This is a genomic window from Citrobacter amalonaticus, assembly GCF_018323885.1.
GTDB lineage: Bacteria > Pseudomonadota > Gammaproteobacteria > Enterobacterales > Enterobacteriaceae > Citrobacter_A > Citrobacter_A amalonaticus.
In genome coordinates this window covers 2,936,597-2,956,995 of sequence record NZ_AP024585.1, presented here as the reverse complement: position 1 = coordinate 2,956,995, position 20,399 = coordinate 2,936,597, and the positions used below count along the sequence as shown (strand labels likewise).

Annotated in this window: 18 protein-coding genes; all 18 read left to right on the top strand. The window is 44.2% G+C overall.

Going from position 1 to position 20,399, the window contains the following annotated elements; translation table 11 throughout:
• Position 1: 1 nt before the first annotated feature.
• The 18 genes from cpsB (at position 2) to pssE (ending at position 20,375) form a co-directional block, all read left to right on the top strand.
• Positions 2-1,438, top strand: a complete 1,437-nt coding sequence (gene cpsB, locus KI228_RS14125; protein ID WP_043000191.1) for a mannose-1-phosphate guanyltransferase — start codon at positions 2-4, stop codon at positions 1,436-1,438.
• Positions 1,439-1,631: 193 nt separating this feature from the next.
• Positions 1,632-3,002: a colanic acid biosynthesis phosphomannomutase CpsG gene (cpsG, locus tag KI228_RS14120; protein ID WP_043000192.1), complete on the top strand. Its 1,371-nt coding sequence runs from the start codon at positions 1,632-1,634 to the stop codon at positions 3,000-3,002.
• Between the two features lie 54 nt (positions 3,003-3,056).
• Positions 3,057-4,451: an undecaprenyl-phosphate glucose phosphotransferase gene (wcaJ, locus tag KI228_RS14115; protein WP_043000193.1), complete on the top strand. Its 1,395-nt coding sequence runs from the start codon at positions 3,057-3,059 to the stop codon at positions 4,449-4,451.
• Between the two features lie 9 nt (positions 4,452-4,460).
• Entirely contained in the window at positions 4,461-5,939 is a 1,479-nt protein-coding gene (wzxC, locus tag KI228_RS14110; protein ID WP_061069877.1) for a colanic acid undecaprenyl disphosphate flippase WzxC, read from the top strand.
• 35 nt (positions 5,940-5,974) lie between these two features.
• Positions 5,975-7,255: a colanic acid biosynthesis pyruvyl transferase WcaK gene (wcaK, locus tag KI228_RS14105; RefSeq protein ID WP_061069878.1), complete on the top strand. Its 1,281-nt coding sequence runs from the start codon at positions 5,975-5,977 to the stop codon at positions 7,253-7,255.
• Positions 7,252-8,472, top strand: a complete 1,221-nt coding sequence (wcaL, locus tag KI228_RS14100; protein WP_043000196.1) for a colanic acid biosynthesis glycosyltransferase WcaL — start codon at positions 7,252-7,254, stop codon at positions 8,470-8,472. The genes wcaK and wcaL overlap by 4 nt, the downstream gene beginning before the upstream one ends.
• Before the next feature lie 11 nt (positions 8,473-8,483).
• Positions 8,484-9,887 carry a colanic acid biosynthesis protein WcaM gene (gene wcaM, locus KI228_RS14095; protein WP_061069879.1) on the top strand — a complete coding sequence of 468 codons (1,404 nt, stop codon included), beginning with the start codon at positions 8,484-8,486 and terminating at the stop codon, positions 9,885-9,887.
• Between the two features lie 177 nt (positions 9,888-10,064).
• Positions 10,065-10,958: a UTP--glucose-1-phosphate uridylyltransferase GalF gene (gene galF / locus KI228_RS14090; RefSeq protein ID WP_061069880.1), complete on the top strand. Its 894-nt coding sequence runs from the start codon at positions 10,065-10,067 to the stop codon at positions 10,956-10,958.
• Positions 10,959-11,300: 342 nt separating this feature from the next.
• Positions 11,301-11,672 (top strand): HAD-IIIC family phosphatase, encoded by a 372-nt coding sequence (locus KI228_RS14085; RefSeq protein WP_061070666.1) that lies wholly within the window; start codon positions 11,301-11,303, stop codon positions 11,670-11,672.
• Entirely contained in the window at positions 11,669-13,258 is a 1,590-nt protein-coding gene (locus KI228_RS14080) for an aminoglycoside phosphotransferase family protein (protein WP_224267590.1), read from the top strand. The genes KI228_RS14085 and KI228_RS14080 overlap by 4 nt, the downstream gene beginning before the upstream one ends.
• The gene (locus tag KI228_RS14075) at positions 13,255-14,013 is read left to right on the top strand and encodes a glycosyltransferase family 2 protein (protein ID WP_061069882.1); all 759 of its coding nucleotides are present in this window, start codon (positions 13,255-13,257) and stop codon (positions 14,011-14,013) included. Before KI228_RS14080 ends, KI228_RS14075 begins: the two co-directional genes overlap by 4 nt.
• Before the next feature lie 4 nt (positions 14,014-14,017).
• Positions 14,018-15,241: an O-antigen ligase family protein gene (locus tag KI228_RS14070; protein WP_061069883.1), complete on the top strand. Its 1,224-nt coding sequence runs from the start codon at positions 14,018-14,020 to the stop codon at positions 15,239-15,241.
• Positions 15,234-16,607 (top strand): MATE family efflux transporter, encoded by a 1,374-nt coding sequence (locus tag KI228_RS14065; protein ID WP_212807484.1) that lies wholly within the window; start codon positions 15,234-15,236, stop codon positions 16,605-16,607. Before KI228_RS14070 ends, KI228_RS14065 begins: the two co-directional genes overlap by 8 nt.
• The gene (locus tag KI228_RS14060; RefSeq protein ID WP_224267589.1) at positions 16,607-17,662 is read left to right on the top strand and encodes a glycosyltransferase family 61 protein; all 1,056 of its coding nucleotides are present in this window, start codon (positions 16,607-16,609) and stop codon (positions 17,660-17,662) included. The genes KI228_RS14065 and KI228_RS14060 overlap by 1 nt, the downstream gene beginning before the upstream one ends.
• Positions 17,659-18,405, top strand: a complete 747-nt coding sequence (locus KI228_RS14055; protein ID WP_061069886.1) for a glycosyltransferase family 25 protein — start codon at positions 17,659-17,661, stop codon at positions 18,403-18,405. Before KI228_RS14060 ends, KI228_RS14055 begins: the two co-directional genes overlap by 4 nt.
• On the top strand, positions 18,402-19,445 hold the full coding sequence (locus KI228_RS14050; protein ID WP_061069887.1) for a glycosyltransferase family 4 protein: 1,044 nt from the start codon (positions 18,402-18,404) through the stop codon (positions 19,443-19,445). The genes KI228_RS14055 and KI228_RS14050 overlap by 4 nt, the downstream gene beginning before the upstream one ends.
• Entirely contained in the window at positions 19,432-19,920 is a 489-nt protein-coding gene (pssD, locus tag KI228_RS14045; RefSeq protein ID WP_061069888.1) for a PssD/Cps14F family polysaccharide biosynthesis glycosyltransferase, read from the top strand. The genes KI228_RS14050 and pssD overlap by 14 nt, the downstream gene beginning before the upstream one ends.
• A complete protein-coding gene (pssE, locus tag KI228_RS14040; protein ID WP_061069889.1) occupies positions 19,917-20,375 on the top strand; it encodes a PssE/Cps14G family polysaccharide biosynthesis glycosyltransferase in 459 nt (152 codons plus the stop codon). The genes pssD and pssE overlap by 4 nt, the downstream gene beginning before the upstream one ends.
• Positions 20,376-20,399: the final 24 nt, after the last annotated feature.

The window sequence follows — 20,399 nt, the reverse complement described above, 5'->3', positions numbered from 1 at the left end:
TATGAGTCAGACAACACTCTATCCGGTTGTGATGGCCGGTGGCTCCGGTAGCCGCTTATGGCCGCTTTCCCGTGTACTTTATCCTAAGCAGTTCCTGTGCCTGAAAGGCGATCTCACCATGCTGCAAACGACCATTTGTCGTCTTAACGGCGTGGAGTGCGAAAGTCCGGTGGTGATCTGCAATGAGCAGCACCGTTTTATCGTCGCGGAGCAATTGCGTCAGCTTAATAAACTGACGGAGAACATTATTCTTGAACCGGCGGGACGTAATACCGCGCCGGCCATTGCATTAGCGGCGCTGGCGGCAAAACGTCACAGTCCGGACTGCGACCCGCTGATGCTGGTGTTGGCGGCAGATCACGTGATTGCCAACGAAGAGGCCTTTCGCGACGCGGTGCGCAACGCAATGCCGTACGCCGAAGCCGGAAAGCTGGTCACGTTTGGTATCGTTCCGGATCTGCCGGAAACGGGCTACGGCTATATCCGTCGTGGCGATGTCACCCCCGGCGTTAACGATGCCGTGGCGTTTGACGTTGCGCAGTTTGTGGAAAAACCGAGTCTGGAAACAGCGCAGGCCTATGTCGCCAGCGGTGATTATTACTGGAACAGCGGGATGTTTCTGTTCCGCGCCGGACGCTATCTGGAAGAGCTGAAAAAATACCGTCCCGATATCCTGGAAGCCTGCGAAAACGCGATGAGCGTGGTCGATCCGGATCTCGATTTCATTCGCGTGGATGAAGCATCGTTCCTGGCGTGTCCGGAAGAATCTGTCGATTACGCAGTAATGGAACGCACGGCGGATGCGGTGGTGATGCCGATGGATGCGGGCTGGAGCGATGTCGGCTCCTGGTCCTCGCTGTGGGAAATCAGCGCCCATACCGCCGAGGGAAACGTCCATCACGGCGACGTCATCAGCCATAAAACGGAAAACAGCTACGTCTATGCCGAATCGGGACTGGTGACCACCGTCGGCGTGAAAGACCTGGTGGTGGTGCAGACCAAAGACGCGGTGCTGATTGCCGACCGTAACGCGGTGCAGGACGTCAAAAAAGTGGTTGAACAAATCAAAGCCGATGGCCGCCACGAGCACCATATTCACCGCGAAGTGTACCGTCCGTGGGGGAAATATGATTCCATCGACGCCGGTGACCGCTATCAGGTCAAACGCATCACCGTGAAACCAGGGGAAGGGCTGTCGGTACAGATGCACCACCACCGCGCCGAACACTGGGTGGTGGTGGCGGGTACCGCTAAAGTAACCATTGACGGTGAGATCAAACTGCTCGGTGAAAACGAGTCTGTCTACATTCCGCTGGGAGCCACCCACTGTCTGGAAAACCCAGGGAAAATTCCACTCGATCTGATTGAAGTGCGCTCGGGTTCTTACCTCGAAGAGGATGATGTGGTGCGGTTTGAGGATCGCTACGGCCGGGTGTGACGCCCTAACCATCATCTTTCGCGCCGCAGATGCGTTGGCTTCCTTTACGCACCCCGGTCACTTCGTTGACTAAGCTCCCGGGGATACGCGCAGTCGCCGCCTTCCTGCAACGCGAAATCTAATGGTTATGTACTTTACAAAAAATATCTCCAGTCCGGAGAGGGACAACTGTTGCCTGAATAAGGGTAAAAACATGACAAAATTAACCTGTTTCAAAGCCTACGATATTCGCGGCAGGCTGGGCGAAGAGCTGAATGAAGAGATTGCGTGGCGGATTGGTCGCGCTTACGGCGAATTTCTGAAGCCGAAAACCATTGTGCTGGGCGGCGACGTGCGTCTGACCAGTGAGGCGCTGAAGCTGGCGCTGGCAAAAGGGTTGCAGGATGCCGGCGTTGACGTGCTGGATATCGGCCTGTCGGGCACCGAAGAGATCTACTTCGCGACTTTCCACCTTGGCGTGGACGGCGGGATTGAAGTCACCGCCAGCCACAACCCGATGGACTACAACGGCATGAAGCTGGTGCGCGAAGGCGCGCGTCCCATCAGTGGCGATACCGGTCTGCGTGACGTGCAGCGTCTGGCCGAGGCCAATGACTTTCCGCCGGTGAACCCCGCGCAGCGCGGAAGCTATAAGCAAATCTCCCTGCGTGATGCCTATATCGACCATCTGTTCGGCTACATCAATGTTAAAAACCTCACCCCGCTGAAGCTGGTGATCAACTCCGGTAACGGCGCGGCAGGCCCGGTGGTGGACGCCATCGACGCGCGCTTTCAGGCGCTGGGCGTGCCGGTAGAATTGATCAAAGTGCATAACACCCCGGACGGCAACTTCCCGAACGGCATTCCTAATCCGCTGTTGCCGGAGTGTCGCGCCGATACCCGCAATGCGGTGATTGAACATGGCGCGGATATGGGGATTGCCTTTGACGGTGATTTCGACCGCTGCTTCCTGTTCGACGAGAAAGGCCAGTTCATCGAGGGTTACTACATTGTCGGCCTGCTGGCGGAAGCGTTCCTCGAAAAACAGCCGGGCGCCAAAATCATTCACGACCCGCGTCTGTCCTGGAACACGGTGGATGTGGTGAAAGCGGCGGGCGGCACGCCGGTGATGTCGAAAACCGGTCACGCTTTCATTAAAGAGCGGATGCGCCACGAAGACGCCATCTACGGCGGCGAGATGAGCGCCCACCACTATTTCCGTGATTTTGCTTACTGCGACAGCGGAATGATCCCGTGGTTGCTGGTGGCGGAACTGGTGTGTCTGAAGGGACAGTCACTGGGTGAACTGGTACGAGACCGGATGGCGGCATTCCCGGCGAGCGGCGAAATCAACAGCAAGCTGGAGGAACCGGCGGCAGCGATTTCTCGGGTGGAACAACACTTTGCCAGCGAGGCGCTGGCGGTGGACAGAACCGACGGGATCAGCATGTCGTTCGTCGACTGGCGTTTCAACCTGCGCTCCTCCAACACCGAACCGGTGGTACGCCTGAACGTGGAGTCACGCGGCGATATTCCGCTGATGGAAGCGCGAACGCGCACTCTGCTGGCGTTACTGAATCAGTAAGGTCAGATCTTCCCTTACCCGCTGGCGGGTAAGGGGCTAATAACAGGAACAACGATGACAAATCTAAAAAAGCGCGAACGGGCCAAAACCAATGCATCGTTAATCTCTATGGTGCAACGCTTTTCAGATATCACCATCATGTTTGGCGGGCTGTGGGTTGTCTGCGAAGTCAGTGGACTGCCTTTCCTGTATATGCACCTGTTGGTGGCGCTGATCACGTTGGTTGTTTTCCAGATGCTGGGTGGCATAACCGATTTCTATCGCTCATGGCGCGGCGTCAAAATTTCCACTGAACTGACTCTCCTGCTGCAAAACTGGACGCTGAGCCTCGTCTTTAGCGCCGGTCTGGTGGCATTCAATCAGGATTTCGATAACCGCCTCGCGGTCTGGCTGGCGTGGTATCTGCTGACCAGCGTCGGACTGGTCTTCTGCCGATCGTTTATTCGCATCGGTGCAGGATGGCTGCGCAACCGTGGCTACAACACGCGCCGGGTGGCCGTCGCAGGCGATCTGCCTGCCGGACGGGCGCTGCTCGATAGCTTCCGCAACGAACCGTGGTTAGGTTTTGAGGTAGTTGGCGTTTATCACGATCCGAAACCGGGCGGCGTTACCTCTGACTGGGCAGGTAACCTCGAACAACTGGTTGAAGACGCGAAAGCGTCACGCATCCATAACGTCTACATTGCGATGGCGATGTGCGACGGCGCGCGGGTGAAAAAACTGGTGCGCGAACTGGCGGATACTACCTGTTCGGTGATCCTCATTCCGGACGTGTTTACCTTTAACATTCTGCATTCCCGCATCGAAGAAGTGAGTGGCGTGCCGGTGGTGCCGCTGTATGACACGCCGCTGTCGGGTATCAACCGTCTGCTTAAGCGTGCGGAAGATATTGTGCTGGCGTCGCTGATCCTGCTGCTGATCTCCCCGGTGTTGTGCTGCATTGCGCTGGCGGTGAAGCTGAGTTCGCCGGGGCCGATCATCTTCCGTCAGACCCGTTATGGCATGGACGGTAAACCGATCAACGTGTGGAAATTCCGCTCAATGAAGGTGATGGAAAACGACAAGGTCGTCACACAGGCGACGCAGAACGATCCGCGCGTCACCCGAGTGGGGAATTTCCTGCGTCGTACCTCGCTGGATGAACTACCGCAGTTTATTAATGTGCTGACCGGTGGCATGTCTATCGTCGGGCCGCGTCCGCATGCGGTGGCGCATAACGAACAGTATCGTCAACTGATTGAAGGCTACATGCTGCGCCACAAGGTGAAGCCGGGGATCACCGGTTGGGCGCAAATCAACGGCTGGCGCGGTGAAACTGACACGCTGGAGAAAATGGAAAAACGCGTGGAGTACGATCTGGAGTACATCCGCGAGTGGAGCGTGTGGTTCGACATCAAGATCGTTTTTCTGACGGTGTTTAAGGGCTTTGTTAACAAAGCGGCGTACTGAGGAACGGTCATGAGCTTACGTGAAAAAACCATCAGCGGCGCGAAGTGGTCGGCGATTGCCACGGTGATCATTATCAGCCTTGGCCTTATCCAGATGACGGTACTGGCGCGGATCGTCGATAACCACCAGTTCGGCCTGCTGACCGTGTCGCTGGTGATCATTGCGCTGGCCGATACGCTGTCTGACTTCGGTATTGCCAACTCCATTATTCAACGCAAGGAGATAAACCATCTTGAGCTGACCACGCTGTACTGGCTGAATGTCGGGTTGGGAATCATCGTCTGTGTGGCGGTCTTCCTGCTTAGCGATGTGATTAGCAATGTGCTGCATAACCCGGATCTGGCGCCGCTGATTAAAACGCTGTCGCTGGCGTTTGTGGTGATCCCGCACGGGCAGCAGTTCCGCGCGCTGATGCAGAAAGAGCTGGAGTTCAACAAGATTGGGATGATTGAAACCAGCGCTGTACTGGCAGGCTTTACGTTTACCGTTGTCAGCGCGCATTTCTGGCCGCTGGCGATGACGGCCATACTCGGTTACCTGGTAAATAGCGCGGTGCGCACGCTGTTGTTTGGCTATTTTGGCCGCAAGATCTACCGTCCGGGTCTGCACTTTTCGCTGGCGTCCGTTTCGTCGAATTTGCGCTTTGGTGCGTGGCTGACGGCGGACAGCATCATCAACTACGTCAACACCAACCTTTCCACGCTGGTGCTGGCGCGTATTCTCGGTGCCGGCGTCGCAGGGGGCTATAACCTGGCGTATAACGTGGCAGTGGTGCCGCCGATGAAGCTCAACCCCATCATCACCCGCGTGCTGTTTCCGGCATTTGCCAAAATTCAGGACGACACCCAGAAGCTGCGCGTGAACTTCTACAAACTGCTTTCCGTGGTGGGCATTATCAACTTCCCGGCATTGCTGGGCCTGATGGTGGTTGCTAATAATTTTGTGCCGTGGGTCTTTGGCGAGAAGTGGAACAGCATCATTCCTGTGCTGCAACTGCTGTGCGTGGTGGGGTTGCTGCGCTCGGTTGGTAATCCGATTGGTTCGCTGCTCATGGCGAAAGCGCGGGTAGACATCAGTTTTAAATTTAACGTCTTCAAAACGTTTCTCTTTATTCCGGCGATTATTGTCGGCGGGCAGATGGCGGGCGCAATTGGCGTGACGCTGGGCTTCCTGCTGGTGCAAATTATCAACACCATTCTGAGCTATTTCGTGATGATCAAACCGGTGCTGGGTTCCAGCTACCGCCAGTACATTCTGAGCCTGTGGCTGCCGTTCTATCTCTCATTGCCGACGCTGGCGGTGAGCTACGGTCTGGGTATCGCGTTACAGGGACATCTGTCGCTCGGTGTGCTGCTGGCGACGCAGATTGCCGCCGGTGCGCTGGCGTTCGCGGTGATGATCGTGCTCTCACGCCATCCGCTGGTGGTGGAGATGAAGCGCCAGTTTTGTCGCAGCGAAAAAATGAAAACCTTGCTTCGTGCAGGATAAGTTTTGCCGGATGGCAACGATTTTAAGAGGGTGAAATGAAATTATTGATTCTGGGCAACCATACCTGCGGCAACCGTGGCGACAGTGCGATTTTACGTGGTCTGCTGGACGCCATTCACCGCCTCGAGCCTGACGCGGAAGTGGATGTGATGAGCCGCTACCCGGTGAGTTCGTCCTGGCTTTTGAACCGTCCGGTGATGGGCGATCCGCTCTTTTTACAGATGAAACAGCACAACAGCGCGGCTGGCGTAGTGGGGCGGGTGAAAAAAATCCTCCGTCGTCGCTATCAGCATCAGGTGCTGCTTTCCCGCGTTACCGATACCGGCAAGCTGCGCAATATCGCGATTGCTCAGGGTTTTACCGATTTCGTGCGTTTGCTTTCGGGTTATGACGCTATCGTTCAGGTGGGCGGTTCATTCTTCGTCGACTTGTACGGTGTTCCGCAGTTTGAACACGCGCTGTGTACCTTTATGGCGAAAAAACCACTGTACATGGTTGGTCACAGCGTCGGTCCGTTCCAGGATCCGCAATTTAATCAACTGGCCAACTATGTTTTCGGCCACTGTGATGCACTGATCCTGCGGGAGTCGGTCAGCCTGGAACTGATGAAACGCAGTGAAATCACCACCGAAAAAGTGGAGCACGGCGTGGATACCGCCTGGCTGGTGGATCATCATGATGAAGATTTTACGCCGGGCTATGCCGTTCAACACTGGCTGAGCGTAGCGGCGCAGCAGAAAACGGTGGCAATTACTCTGCGAGAACTGGCGCCGTTTGATAAACGCCTGGGCACCACGCAGGAGGCTTATGAGAAGGCCTTCGCCGGTGTGGTCAACCGCATTCTGGATGAGGGCTATCAGGTTATCGCACTGTCTACCTGTACCGGCATTGACAGCTATAACAAAGATGACCGCATGGTGGCGCTGAATCTGCGCCAGTACGTCAGCGACCCGGCGCGTTACCACGTGGTGATGGATGAACTCAATGATCTGGAAATGGGCAAGATCCTCGGCGCATGCGACCTGACGGTTGGCACACGCCTGCATTCCGCCATTATCTCGATGAACTTCGCGACGCCTGCTATTGCGATTAATTACGAGCACAAATCGGCGGGCATCATGCAGCAACTGGGGATGCCGGAGATGGCGATAGATATCCGTCATCTGCTGGATGGCAGTCTGCAAGCGATGGTGGCGGATACGCTCGGACAGTTGCCGCAGATCAATGAGCGTCTTGCGCAGGCGGTGCGTCGCGAGCGTGAACAGGGATACCGTATGGTGGAGTCGGTGTTAACGCGCATCGGGGAGGGGAAATGAAGGTCAGCTTTTTTTTACTGAAATTTCCGCTGTCGTCGGAAACCTTCGTCCTCAACCAGATTACCGCGTTTATCGACATGGGTTTTGACGTTGAGATTGTCGCCCTGCAAAAAGGTGACACGCAAAATACGCATGCCGCCTGGGAAAAATATGGCCTGGCGGCCAGAACGCGCTGGCTACAGGACGAGCCGCCGGGACGTCTGGCAAAGCTGCGCACTCGGGCAGTGAAAACGCTGTCAGGACTGCACCGGGCGACGACGTGGAAATCGCTCAACTTCTCTCGCTACGGCGATGAATCACGTAACCTGATCCTCTCATCAATCTGTGCGCAGATAAGTCAACCCCTGCGTGCGGATGTCTTTATCGCCCACTTTGGTCCGGCGGGCGTAACGGCGGCGAAGCTGCGTGAGCTGGGCGTTATTCAGGGCAAGATTGCGACGATTTTTCACGGTATTGATATTTCCAGTCGGGAAGTTCTTAACCATTACACGCCGGAGTACCAGCAATTGTTCCGTCGTGGCGATCTGATGTTGCCGATTAGCGATCTCTGGGCTGGAAGGCTGAAAAGTATGGGCTGTCCACCGGAGAAGATTGCCGTTTCGCGGATGGGCGTGGATATGACGCGCTTTACGCACCGGCCAGTGAAAGCACCCGGTACGCCGCTGGAGATTATCTCTGTTGCGCGACTGACTGAGAAAAAAGGACTGCATGTGGCGATAGAGGCCTGCCGCCAGTTGAAAGAGCAGGGTGTGGCGTTTCGTTATCGCATTCTGGGTATGGGTCCCTGGGAGCGGCGATTGCGCACGTTGATTGAGCAGTATCAGCTCGATGATGTGATTGAGATGCCGGGATTTAAGCCCAGCCATGAAGTGAAAACGATGCTGGATAACGCGGATGTCTTTCTGTTGCCGTCAATTACCGGCACGGATGGCGACATGGAAGGCATTCCCGTTGCGTTGATGGAAGCGATGGCGGTGGGGATCCCGGTGGTCTCTACCGTTCACAGTGGGATCCCGGAGCTGGTGGATGCCGGGGAATCCGGCTGGCTGGTACCGGAAAACGACGCCCATGCGCTGGCGCAACAGCTCGCGTTGTTCAGCCAACTTGATCACCAGACGCTGGAACCCATCATCCAGCGCGCGCGTGAAAAAGTTGAACATGATTTTAATCAGCAGGTGATCAATCGTCAGTTGGCCAGCCTGCTGCAAACGATGTAAACCGAGGTTGTATGCCAGAGAAAACACTCTCCCGACGTACCTTCCTGACGGCAAGCTCCGCGCTTGCCGTACTTCCTGTCCTCCATTCACCTTTTGCCCGCGCCGTTGCGTCCCGCAAAACCGTCAATATTCAGGATTACAATGCGAAAGACTGGATTGCCTCCTTTCGACAGGCCTTCAGCGACGCAGAGACCGTGGTGGTGCCAGCGGGACTGGTGTGCGAGAACATCAATACCGGCATTTTTATCCCACCGGGAAAAACGCTGCATGTGCTGGGCCGCCTGAGCGGTAATGGGCGTGGTCGCTTTGTGTTGCAGGAGGGATGTCAGGTCACTGGCGAGAAGGGGGGGAGCCTGCACAATATTACGCTGGATGTTCGCGGTTCCGACTGCGCGATTACCGATCTTACGATGAGTGGTTTCGGGCCGGTGACGCAAATTTATATCGGCGGGAAAAAGCCGCGCGTGATGCGCAATCTGGTCATCGATAATCTCACCGTGACCCAGGCCAACTATGCGATTCTGCGTCAGGGATTCCACAATCAGGTTGATGGCGCGCGTATTACCCACTGTCGTTTCAGCGATTTGCAGGGTGACGCCATCGAATGGAATGTCGCTATTAACGATCGCAATATCCTGATTTCTGACCACGTCATTGAACGGATCAACTGTACCAACGGCAAGATTAACTGGGGGATTGGCATTGGGCTTGCGGGGAGCACCTACGACAACACCTATCCGGAGCAGCAGACGGTTAAAAATTTTGTGGTCGCCAACATTACCGGATCAGATTGTCGGCAACTGGTGCATGTCGAGAACGGCAAACATTTTGTGATTCGCAATGTGAAGGCGAAGAACATCACCCCGGATTTCAGCAAGAAGGCCGGCATCGACAATGCGACGGTTGCCATTTACGGTTGCGATAATTTTGTGATTGATAATGTCGATATGGTTAACAGTGCCGGGATGCTCATTGGCTATGGCGTGGTCAAAGGGAAATATCTCTCCATCCCGCAAAATTTCAAACTCAACCATATCTCCCTTGATAACACGCAGCTTGAATATAAATTGCGCGGCATTCAAATATCGTCGGGTAATGCCACCTCCTTCGTTGCACTGACTAATATCGAGATGAAACGCGCGACGCTGGAGTTGCATAATCAGCCGCAGCATCTTTTTCTGCGCAATATCAAGGTGATGCAAGAGTCAGCAACGGGACCGGCGCTGAAGATGCACTTTGATCTGCGCAAAGACGTGCGCGGTAAGTTTATGGCGAAAGACGACACGCTGCTGTCGTTGGCAAACGTACATGCGGTGAATGAGAAGGGGCAAAGCTCAGTGGATATAGACCGCATAAACCATCATGTGGTGAACGTTGATGCGATCAACTTCCGCTTACCGGAGGGGAGGGGGTGAATTTGCGACCATTCCTGGCGAAATCGGTCCATACTTAAGATTATGGCTACTGCAATTTATCAGTGACCGGCGTAGCATCAGTGACAAAGCAGCGATGATTTCCTCTAACTAATTCATGCTGGCTAAAACGAGTCAAAAGGCTATAATTCAGCAACCATTTTACAGGTGGATGAAATAATGAGTAATTTGAAAGCAGTTATACCGGTAGCGGGTCTGGGTATGCACATGTTGCCTGCCACCAAGGCAATTCCCAAAGAGATGCTGCCGATCGTCGACAAACCCATGATTCAGTATATCGTTGACGAAATCGTAGCTGCAGGGATCAAAGAAATCCTCCTGGTCACACACGCGTCTAAAAACGCCGTTGAGAACCATTTCGACACCTCTTATGAACTTGAGTCACTCCTTGAGCAACGCGTGAAGCGTCAGTTGCTGGCGGAAGTGCAGTCCATTTGTCCTCCGGGCGTGACCATTATGAACGTGCGCCAGGCGCAGCCGCTGGGGCTGGGTCACTCCATTCTTTGCGCGCGTCCGGCGATTGGCGATAATCCTTTTGTGGTGGTATTGCCTGATATCGTTATTGATACCGCCAGTGCCGATCCGCTGCGCTATAACCTTGCGGCAATGGTTGCGCGTTTTGAAGAAACTGGCCGTAGTCAGGTTCTGGCGAAACGTATGCCGGGTGACCTTTCCGAGTACTCCGTCATCCAGACGAAAGATCCGCTGGATAATGAAGGCAAGGTGAGTCGCATTGTTGAGTTTATTGAGAAACCGGATCAGCCGCAAACGCTGGATTCCGATCTGATGGCGGTAGGGCGTTATGTCCTCTCAGCGGATATCTGGGCCGAACTCGAAAGAACCGAACCGGGCGCCTGGGGCCGTATCCAGTTGACCGATGCAATTGCAGCACTGGCGAAAAAACAATCCGTTGACGCCATGCTAATGACCGGCGACAGCTACGACTGCGGTAAAAAATTGGGCTACATGCAGGCGTTTGTGAAGTACGGACTGCGCAATCTGAAAGAAGGGGCGAAGTTCCGTAAAGGCATTGAGAAGTTGTTTAGCGAGTAAGTTTAAAGAATCGACGGTCCGTCAGATCGTAAAAACACATAACGGTAGTTAACATTCGACGCGGTGATGCAGATATGCCCGGAATGTTGCTACCGTTTTTTCATCTTCGAAAAATATTTATGATTTCATTGGGTTAACTACAAAATTTAGCACCGCTTTTTATAAGATTTCTTCTTGTTTCTGACATCAATTGGTAAGACAATTAGGGTTTGAGTTTAGCAGCTTTGCGCGAGAGAAAGCAGAGCTCAACACGTCTGTGAGAGTACGCAGTGCACTGGTAGCTGTAAAGCCAGGGGCGGTAGCGTGTAAACAGAGCTTTAAATATTAAAAATGAAGGTTATTGTGAACAAGATAATTATAGATCTTGATGGAACACTTACTGAGGCTGATACGAATGATTATAAAAATGTTAAGCCTAAACTGAAAGTCATTAAGAAACTTCAGGAGTACAAAGAATTAGGTTTTTCTATTGTTATCATGACTGCTCGTAATATGCGAACGTATGAAGGGAATGTAGGGAAAATAAATATACACACATTGCCAATCATAATTGATTGGCTAAATAAGCATAATGTTCCATTCGATGAGATAATCGTTGGAAAACCTTGGTGTGGCAATGAGGGTTTTTATGTAGATGATCGAGCTGTAAGGCCTGATGAGTTTTCAAGAATGAGTATGGATGAATTAAATACTCTATTCATTAAGGATAAATGATGGTTTTAATACTTTCAGCAGCATATATTGATCTCGAACTACAATCCGAATTTGGTAAACTACCACCGAGTATGTTGCCCTTAGGTAATAAGCGATTGTTTCAACATCAAATACGATTATTTAGTGATTCAGAAGAGAAATATATTACATTTCCTAAATCCTATGGCATTTCAGAATTAGATAAAAAGTGGTTGGAAAATCATGATGTGGATATAATTGCTGTAGATGATGATTTTTCACTTGGTAAATCGTTGTCATTTGCTATTGATTATATCAAGCGAAAATCGAAAGATGAAAAACTCCAAGTATTGTTTGGAGATACAATAGTATCTATCAAACAAGTGTTAGATAGTTCGAATTTTATAGCAATTTCAAAGGCAGATGATAGTTACAATTGGGCTATTATAAATAAAAAAGACGATAATCTTGAATTTTCAGAAGAAGAAATTAAGTTTTTAGATAATAATGTAGTATGTGGTCATTTTGGCTTTGATAATATACTGTTGCTTCAAGAGTGCTTAATTGAAAGTAACTATGGGTTCATTGAAGCATTAAATAAATACCACAGCAATGATAATTTATTGGTTGTTGAAGTTGAACAATGGTTAGATTTTGGGCATATAAATACGTATTATAAATCTAAAGCCAAGTTTACAACTCAGAGGGCTTTCAATGAGTTAGAAATAACATCCGATTGGGTTGAAAAATCGAGTCATGATGCTGTTAAAATATCTGCCGAAGCCAATTGGTTTGAGAGTGTACCACAAGAGATTAAAAGATATACACCACAATACTTTGGAAAGGCAGTAAGAAATAATAATTTAAGCTATAAACTAGAGTATCTATATTTTACAGCATTAAATGAACTTTATGTATTTGCAGATTTACCCATCATAGTATGGAAATGTATTTTAGATAGATGTTTAGAATTCATTAAAAATTGCTCGCTTTATGAACCTCAACAGAAGGAATCTTATTCTAGGCTAAGCGAATTATTAGTAGAAAAAACAAATGAGAGACTGAAAGTGTTCTGTAAGGAAAGGGAGTTTAATTTAGACGATGCATGGGAGTTCAATGGTGAATATATAAGTGTTTCAGATGTTCTGAACGTTGCAAATAAAAATATACCACAGGATATCAAAGTAAGTCTCATGCATGGAGATTTTTGTTTTAGCAATATCCTTTTTGATTTTCGAGCGAATAGGATTAAAGTCATCGACCCTAGAGGCTTAACAACAAATAAAGAGCTCACTATCTATGGGTCAATGTATTATGACTTAGCAAAAATAAGCCACTCAATACTAGGAATGTATGACTGGATTATTGCCGGATATTACGATATCGACCTTACTGACTATAAGATAAACTTTATTCTCGATGAAAATGAAAAAATAAAACAGTTACAGAAGATGTTCACTGATATGGTATTGTCTCAATTCTCAATTTCAGAAAATAATCTTTATGCAATGCAGATTCATTTGTTTTTATCGATGTTGCCTTTACATGCAGATGATGCTAAGAGACAAAATGCCTTATTTGCGAATGCTTTTAGACTATATAAATTAATTCATGAGAAAGCAAAATGATTGTAATTCCTATGGCTGGATTAAGTTCACGTTTTTTCAAAGCTGGTTACACTTCTCCCAAATATATGCTTGAAGTACATGGAAAAACATTATTTCATTATACTGTGTCTAGCTTTGAGACATTATTTGAAACTGAGCGTTTTGTTTTCATTGTTAGGGATTCATTAAATTCAGTGGAATTTATCAAGTCTGAAATTAGTAAGTTAGGTATAAAACAGTATCATGTTTGTGTTCTCTCACATGAAACACGTGGACAAGCAGAGACTGTTTATGAAGGCATCAAGAAAATAAATAAAACCATTATATTCGATCCGGACGAATCACTAACTATTTTCAATATAGATACTATAAGACGTAACTTTTATTATCCGGACAAAAATTTAATTGAGGACGGCTATCTAGAAGTTTTCGATGGTGAGGGCAATAATTGGTCATTTGTTAAACCTGAAAATTCATTATCAACTCTTGTTGTGAAAACGACTGAAAAGGATCCAATTTCGAGCTTATGTTGTACAGGGCTTTATTATTTCACGAACATAAAGGATTATTTGTTTGCATTTGAAAATTATCTTAAATTGCCAGAAGATGAATGGGAAAAGGGGGAATTATACGTTGCTCCGCTATATAATATACTTATTAGGGAAAATAAAAAAATTCATTATCATAAAATTGATAAAGCTGATGTTGTTTTTGCTGGCATCCCAGAGGAATATGTTGCTCTAAAAAAAGTGAACAATATCTTTGAAAGTAAATAGCCATATGAAATGTAAAATTAAAAAATCACTTGAGTATTTGTTATTGTTTTTGATTTTAAATCAACTAGTAATCGATACATTGAACGGCTTTTTGCTTTTTAAGTTTAATACCGATGCAGGAGTATCGGCTATATACAAAATAATAATATTTTGTATTTGTCTTATATATAATTGCTTTTCTAAAAATAGTCTTATTTGTAATTTTTTGATAATACTATATGGTCTAATTATTCTTTCAATCCACTCCATATATAGCACATCTTCAAATCTTGCAATGGATCTATCTGAATATATAAAACTAGCTACGACTTTTGTTATTTTTGCATCTGTTGCAAACTTTACATATTTTAACCCTCAGTGGTATATAAAAGTACTATCCAGCTACTCATTATTAATTATATCAATCAATTTAACCTTCAGTATTTTAGGCTTGGGTGAATCATCATATACTGACTTTGGATTCAAGGGATTTTTCTATGCTGCAAATGCTCTTTCAGGTGTTTACTGTATAATCGCTGGCATTACGCTTTATATTTCTCTTAATGCTGGTATGAAATATTACTGGCTATCATCAGCATTTCTACTGGTTTGTGCTGCAGGTATTGGAACGAAGACAAGTATTATATTCGTTGCATTATCGATTGTCGTTCTTCCGATTTTGGTTGGTAAAAAGAAGAAAAATTTTTGGACATTATTGGTTATCTTATTATCTATTCTCTGTTTTTTTATGGTTTATTTGGAAGAAATACTAAATTCAAGTCTTGCCGAAAGGATAGGCCATTTTTATGGTGTCGGGGGACTGGCTAAGGTTATTTTTTCCGGTCGAGATATTTTCTTCATTGATAATATGCATTCATTTCTTAATGGTAATATAATATTGTTTCTGACAGGAATGGGGTTCTCTGGAATAAATTCATTCCATAAGCCATTGACTGAAATAGACATAGCCGACATAGCTATTATATATGGCGTATTTACCCTGCTTTTATATTTAATTACATTCTTAAGCTTGTTATCTTATGAAAATAAATTTATCAAACTGTATTCGCCGAAAAAAATAATAGTCCTTTCAACTTATATTGGCACCATGCTATTCCTTGTGTCCTCAATCGCAGGCCACATACTTTTTAATGGGATGGTTACTCTGTACTTGGGTGTAATAATAGCACTTCCTCATTGGACTGCTAACTATAACTATATGTTAATGAGGAGAAAGATAAATGTTTAAATCTGCAGGTCTTGGTTTCTTATCGCGATCCTTCTCTGTGTTGTCAAATATAATAATTATACCTCTTATATTAAAACACCTAACAGCTAATGATTTCTCTCTATGGATGCTCTTTATATCGTTTTATAGCCTTGTAATAATATTTGATTTTGGCTTCAGTTCAACGATAAGTAGATATCTAAGTTTCATTCTCAGTGGTGTAACCTTAAAGCAGTTGTATAATAATGAGAATCCTGAAGAGATAAATAAAGAGAGTATCGATCTTCAGGCACTGCAGGCATTAATAAGGATTAATAATTATATTTTCCATATTCTTGCTCTCTTCGCTATTATTGTTCTTTCTTTAGTATATATGTATTATGATATAATAGTAAAGTTAGAGTTGTCGTCTGAAGATAAAATTGCTTGGTTAATATTCTCCTCATCAATTTTTTTTCAGTTGATAAGCATAAAGTATAATGGATATCTTCATGGTTCTGGTAACGTATCAAAGATCTACAGAAATACTATTTTTTCAACAGTAATATTCTTCGTTTTGGCCTTTTTGTTTATCGATCTGCAATTCCCTCTAGTAGGTTTATGTTTGGCAAGAGCCATTTCATCATTGGCTATGTTAATTCTGAATGCTTCTTCTTCCACCCAGCTAAATTTTATTAGGCAAGTTACGGAGAATGCCGTTCAAAAAGATGGAATCGATAATAGCAAATTTAAAATTCTTTTAAAAATAATCAGAAGTAAATCACTATTGCTTGGATTTGGAGGTCTGGGAAATTTTATCTGCAACAGGACAACAATCATAGTATTAACATCAGTTGTTGCCATGGATAATATTGCAGGTGTGTCTTTTGTTATAAACCTAAGTATAACAATATTATCTGTATCGCTTATACTTATAAACAATGCGATTCCTAACTTGGTGCAATATCGTGCTTTTGGGCAGTATAATAAACTTTTTTCGTTATTTTACCGAGTTGTTGTTTTAAGCATATGCTTTTATAGCTTTTCGTACATACTAATGGTGACTGCCCTACCTGAATTAATCAAGTTTACTAATTCAAAAATAATCATTCCAAGTTTTTTTGTTTTATCCCTATGTTTTTTTATTTTTCTAATTGAGCTAATTCAAAGTTTATCGATGTGTTTTATCGCAACAAGTAATAATGTTAGCTTCACGAAATATCAATTTATTACAGGGGTAATGTTCTTGCTAATATGCGCCACTCTTAGTTATTTTGGACATGCTACTTTGATTAATATACTTCTCACACAGTTAGCTGTTCAATGCATATATAATGCCTGGAAATGGCCTCTCATTGTATATCTTGAAAATGTTAAAGTTAAGCATTTAACAAGAGGATTTAAATAATGAAATTAGCTCGGCACTCATTACCAGTCTTGACAGAATATAAATCATTAGATGTTAAATGTCTTAATGATTATATCATCGATCTCGATTTTTTTGCATATAACGATGAATTGAAAATTTACGAAGATGCAACAGTAAATGAGTACATCCATAATAATGGGTGGATTAAATATAGGGCCAAGAATCACCCTGATTTAGGATTTAAGTATAGTGAAGTTAGCATTGATCATGATGGTGGAATAATTTATCCTGAAAAAAAATATGAACGCATAAACAATAATTGTGAATTATTTATTTATGATTATTCATGGGGACATAATTATCAACATTGGCTAATTTCCTCTCTAGGAAGGCTTTTTATTTACTGTGAGCTAAAGAAAAAAAAACCTGAGTTAAAGTTGCTAGTTAGCGATGACAGGTTGGCATATAAAATGGAAGTAATAAAATTGTTAGGTATAGATTGTGCGGATCTTGTATATCATAAGAATATTATAAAATATAAAAAAGTGTATGTATGTAATTTCAATAGTGGTTCTGGAATAAGCGTTAACGCACTGTCAATTAATTACTACGAAATGCTCAGTAAATTAGTTCATGATAATAATCAATCTCCGAAAAAGATCTACATAACAAGGGACGATTCTCAAGGTAAAAGGCCATTGAAGAATCGAAAAGAAATAAATGCGATATTAACTGAAAATGGTTTTGAAGTTATTAAACTGGAACAATTAAATTTTAAAGAAAAGATTTCCATTTTTAAAAATGCAGACGTTATTGTTGGTGATTTTAGTGCTGGCTGGGGGCATATAGTTTTTTGCAAAGAAAATACTAGGTTAATATTACTTGAACATGATATCTTTAGATTTCGACATTTTTATGAAGAGATCGCTAACCAGAAAAATATGCAATTTATTGCAATAACTTCAGTCGGTTTTTTTCGATCAATTAAATTAAAAATTTATAAAGCAATATGGCTAATGACCAAAACAGTTGATCGAAGTGCTAATTCTCTTCCCTGGAGTGTTAACATAAATAAATTGAAGGAATTATTGTGATTAAAATATATGTCATTAATCTTATAACACAAAAAGATCGGCGTAATCGGATTTTATCTGAGGCAAAAAAGCTTGAGCTTGTTCTGAATATTGAGAATGCCGTGATCGGCTCTGAAATTAATTCCAGTTTTCTTAATAAATTCCAACTAGAGTCAAAAATTAAAATTGGCAGGCAATTAAGTCCCGGGGAAATTGGATGCTATCTTTCGCATATAAATTGTCTTAAGAAATTTTTAAACACGCAAGATGAATATGCAATTATACTAGAAGATGATGTAAAAATAGATTCAAAGTTAGCTGATTTTATAAAATCTATAAAACACAGTATGTCTTGGCCATTATTTGATGTACTACTACTTGGGTATCGCAACGGCTATGGGTCCTTTTGGGGGGGATCCATTTGGTATTCAAATAAACTGATTCGCTTTGTTGACTGCGGTTACGGCGCTCATGCTTATCTCATAACAAGACAGGGGGCTGAGAAAATATTAAAATACAATATTGAACCTATCTGGCCGTATGACTACGTTACAGGAGGAAGGGCTGATAGTCGGATTCGAGTATATGGGTTAAAAGAAAAAATCATTGAATTGGATGCTGAAAATAGCAGTAATTCATCATTGGAATCTGAGAGAAATAAATTAGGAGCTTCCAGCGCAAACCTTGACACAAAAAGTTTTAATCTTTTTAAATTGGCAAAACGATTTATTAAAGGTTTAAAGCCAATAAAGGCATATAAATGAAGATATTATTAATATCAAATATGTATCCAAGCAATAGCCATCCCTCCTTAGGTGTTTTTGTAAAGAATATAGAAGACATATTACTTTTGAATCATCATGAAGTCGATAAAATAGTAATTGATAGAAAGTATAGTAGTAAACCATCAAAAATATTATCGTACTTTTTATTCTATTTTAGGGTTTTTTGGGGGCTGATGTTTAAAAAATATGATATCGTCTATGCTCACTATATCTCTCATGTTGCGCTACCGATTATAGTTTTTAATCGAATTCGTAAAATAATTATATACAGTCATGCTCATGGCGGTGATATAAAAAAATTAAATGGTACGTCTGGAATATTCTTTAAAATAAAAAGATTCTTGTCAAAAAAGATGCTTTTTATTTCGACAGTTGTTTTTGCACCCTCTAATAGTTATAAAAAATTTATTTCAGATAGCTATTCACTAAACTCCAATAAGATAGTGATTTTCCCATCGGGAGGGGTAGATACCCAAGTATTTAACTATTCAGACACAGACAGTAAAAAAACAGGTATGCTAGGTTATGCAGGACGGCTTGAGAAAACGAAGAATGTTGATTTATTAATAAAATCACTTGTGCTAAATGATTTAAAGTTAAGTATAGTCGGTTCTGGTAGCTGCGAGCATAGTCTAAAGATATTAGTCAATGAACTTGGACTTGGAGATAGAGTTACCTTTTCCGAGAGTATGAATCAAATTGAGTTAGCTCAATGGTACAAAGAAATAGCTATTCTGGTCTACCCATCATCAAGTGAAAGTCTAGGACTCGTACCCTTAGAGGCACTTGCATGTGGAACATCAGTATTATTATCACCTATAGATGCATTTAATGAATTATTGAAGTGTGGTTTTGAGTTTGAAGTCATTAAGGATTTTACTCCTGAGGCTATAAATTTTGGAGTGCAGCATATCATTTCAAATGATAATGTTAACATTTCGCGGTCGAATTCTCATCTAGTAGAGAAATTGTATTCTCGAGATGTTGTATGCAAGGGGTTTATCGATGTGTTTAAGTAGTAAAACTGCCGTCATTTTTAGTTATGGAGTAGGCGGGCATTCTGCACAGGCAGAGAGGTTGGCACGAATACTTAAGCCTGGATTAAGTGGCTTTCAGATTATATCAATTTCAGATAATTGCAGGTGTCCGGATTGGTCCGATGCTCACTATATAACTGGAGAAATCAGAAAAAAAAATAGCAACTTTGAAATTTTTAAGAACATTGGCCCTTTTAAGATTTTATTGACCTTATTTAAAATAAAAAAGCAACATAAAATAAGATGTGTAATTTCCAACGGGCCAGGAATTTCAGTAATGACAGCATTTTTTTTTAAGCTATTTGGTGCCAAAGTTATACATATTGAAACATGGTCAAGATTTAACTCAAAATCTTTGACGGGATTTTTTATGTATTATATAGCTGATCGGTTTTACGTACAAAATAAAAGTTTATGCGCTAAGTATAAAAAAGGAATATACTCAGGAAAACTATGAAATACTTTATAACAGTTGGCACGACTAAGTTTGATTCACTTATAAGGGCCGCTGATAAATATGCTTTAGATAATAAACTCAATAACTTTATATTCCAGATTGCTGATGGAAGTTATGTACCTAATAATGGTGAATATATCTCATTTGTCTCTGATATTGATCATTACTACGATTGGGCTGATGTTGTTATTACCCATGCTGGGGCAGGCTCTATATATCGCTTATTGGAGCTAAGAAAGAAAATTATAATTGTACCGAATCTAGAACGTATCGATAAACATCAAAATGATATAGCAGCATTTATGAGTCAACATCAGCATGCTCTAGTGGTATGGAATTTATCTGAACTAAATTCAGCAATGGAAAAAGTATCCACCTTTTCACCAATACCTTATGATAAAGATCTTTTTTTTAAATTTGACGAAATAATACAATTTATCAATAATAAGTGCTAATTAATAATTCCGCGCATACGTCGC

Coding starts and splice junctions, on each gene's coding strand:
- KI228_RS14050 (WP_061069887.1), top strand. CDS start 18,402: ATGAAGATATTATTAATATCAAATATGTATCCAAGCAATAGCCATCCC.
- cpsB (WP_043000191.1), top strand. CDS start 2: ATGAGTCAGACAACACTCTATCCGGTTGTGATGGCCGGTGGCTCCGGT.
- wcaJ (WP_043000193.1), top strand. CDS start 3,057: ATGACAAATCTAAAAAAGCGCGAACGGGCCAAAACCAATGCATCGTTA.
- KI228_RS14075 (WP_061069882.1), top strand. CDS start 13,255: ATGATTGTAATTCCTATGGCTGGATTAAGTTCACGTTTTTTCAAAGCT.
- galF (WP_061069880.1), top strand. CDS start 10,065: ATGAGTAATTTGAAAGCAGTTATACCGGTAGCGGGTCTGGGTATGCAC.
- wzxC (WP_061069877.1), top strand. CDS start 4,461: ATGAGCTTACGTGAAAAAACCATCAGCGGCGCGAAGTGGTCGGCGATT.
- KI228_RS14065 (WP_212807484.1), top strand. CDS start 15,234: ATGTTTAAATCTGCAGGTCTTGGTTTCTTATCGCGATCCTTCTCTGTG.
- KI228_RS14070 (WP_061069883.1), top strand. CDS start 14,018: ATGAAATGTAAAATTAAAAAATCACTTGAGTATTTGTTATTGTTTTTG.
- wcaM (WP_061069879.1), top strand. CDS start 8,484: ATGCCAGAGAAAACACTCTCCCGACGTACCTTCCTGACGGCAAGCTCC.
- KI228_RS14060 (WP_224267589.1), top strand. CDS start 16,607: ATGAAATTAGCTCGGCACTCATTACCAGTCTTGACAGAATATAAATCA.
- cpsG (WP_043000192.1), top strand. CDS start 1,632: ATGACAAAATTAACCTGTTTCAAAGCCTACGATATTCGCGGCAGGCTG.
- wcaL (WP_043000196.1), top strand. CDS start 7,252: ATGAAGGTCAGCTTTTTTTTACTGAAATTTCCGCTGTCGTCGGAAACC.
- wcaK (WP_061069878.1), top strand. CDS start 5,975: ATGAAATTATTGATTCTGGGCAACCATACCTGCGGCAACCGTGGCGAC.
- KI228_RS14080 (WP_224267590.1), top strand. CDS start 11,669: ATGATGGTTTTAATACTTTCAGCAGCATATATTGATCTCGAACTACAA.
- pssE (WP_061069889.1), top strand. CDS start 19,917: ATGAAATACTTTATAACAGTTGGCACGACTAAGTTTGATTCACTTATA.
- pssD (WP_061069888.1), top strand. CDS start 19,432: ATGTGTTTAAGTAGTAAAACTGCCGTCATTTTTAGTTATGGAGTAGGC.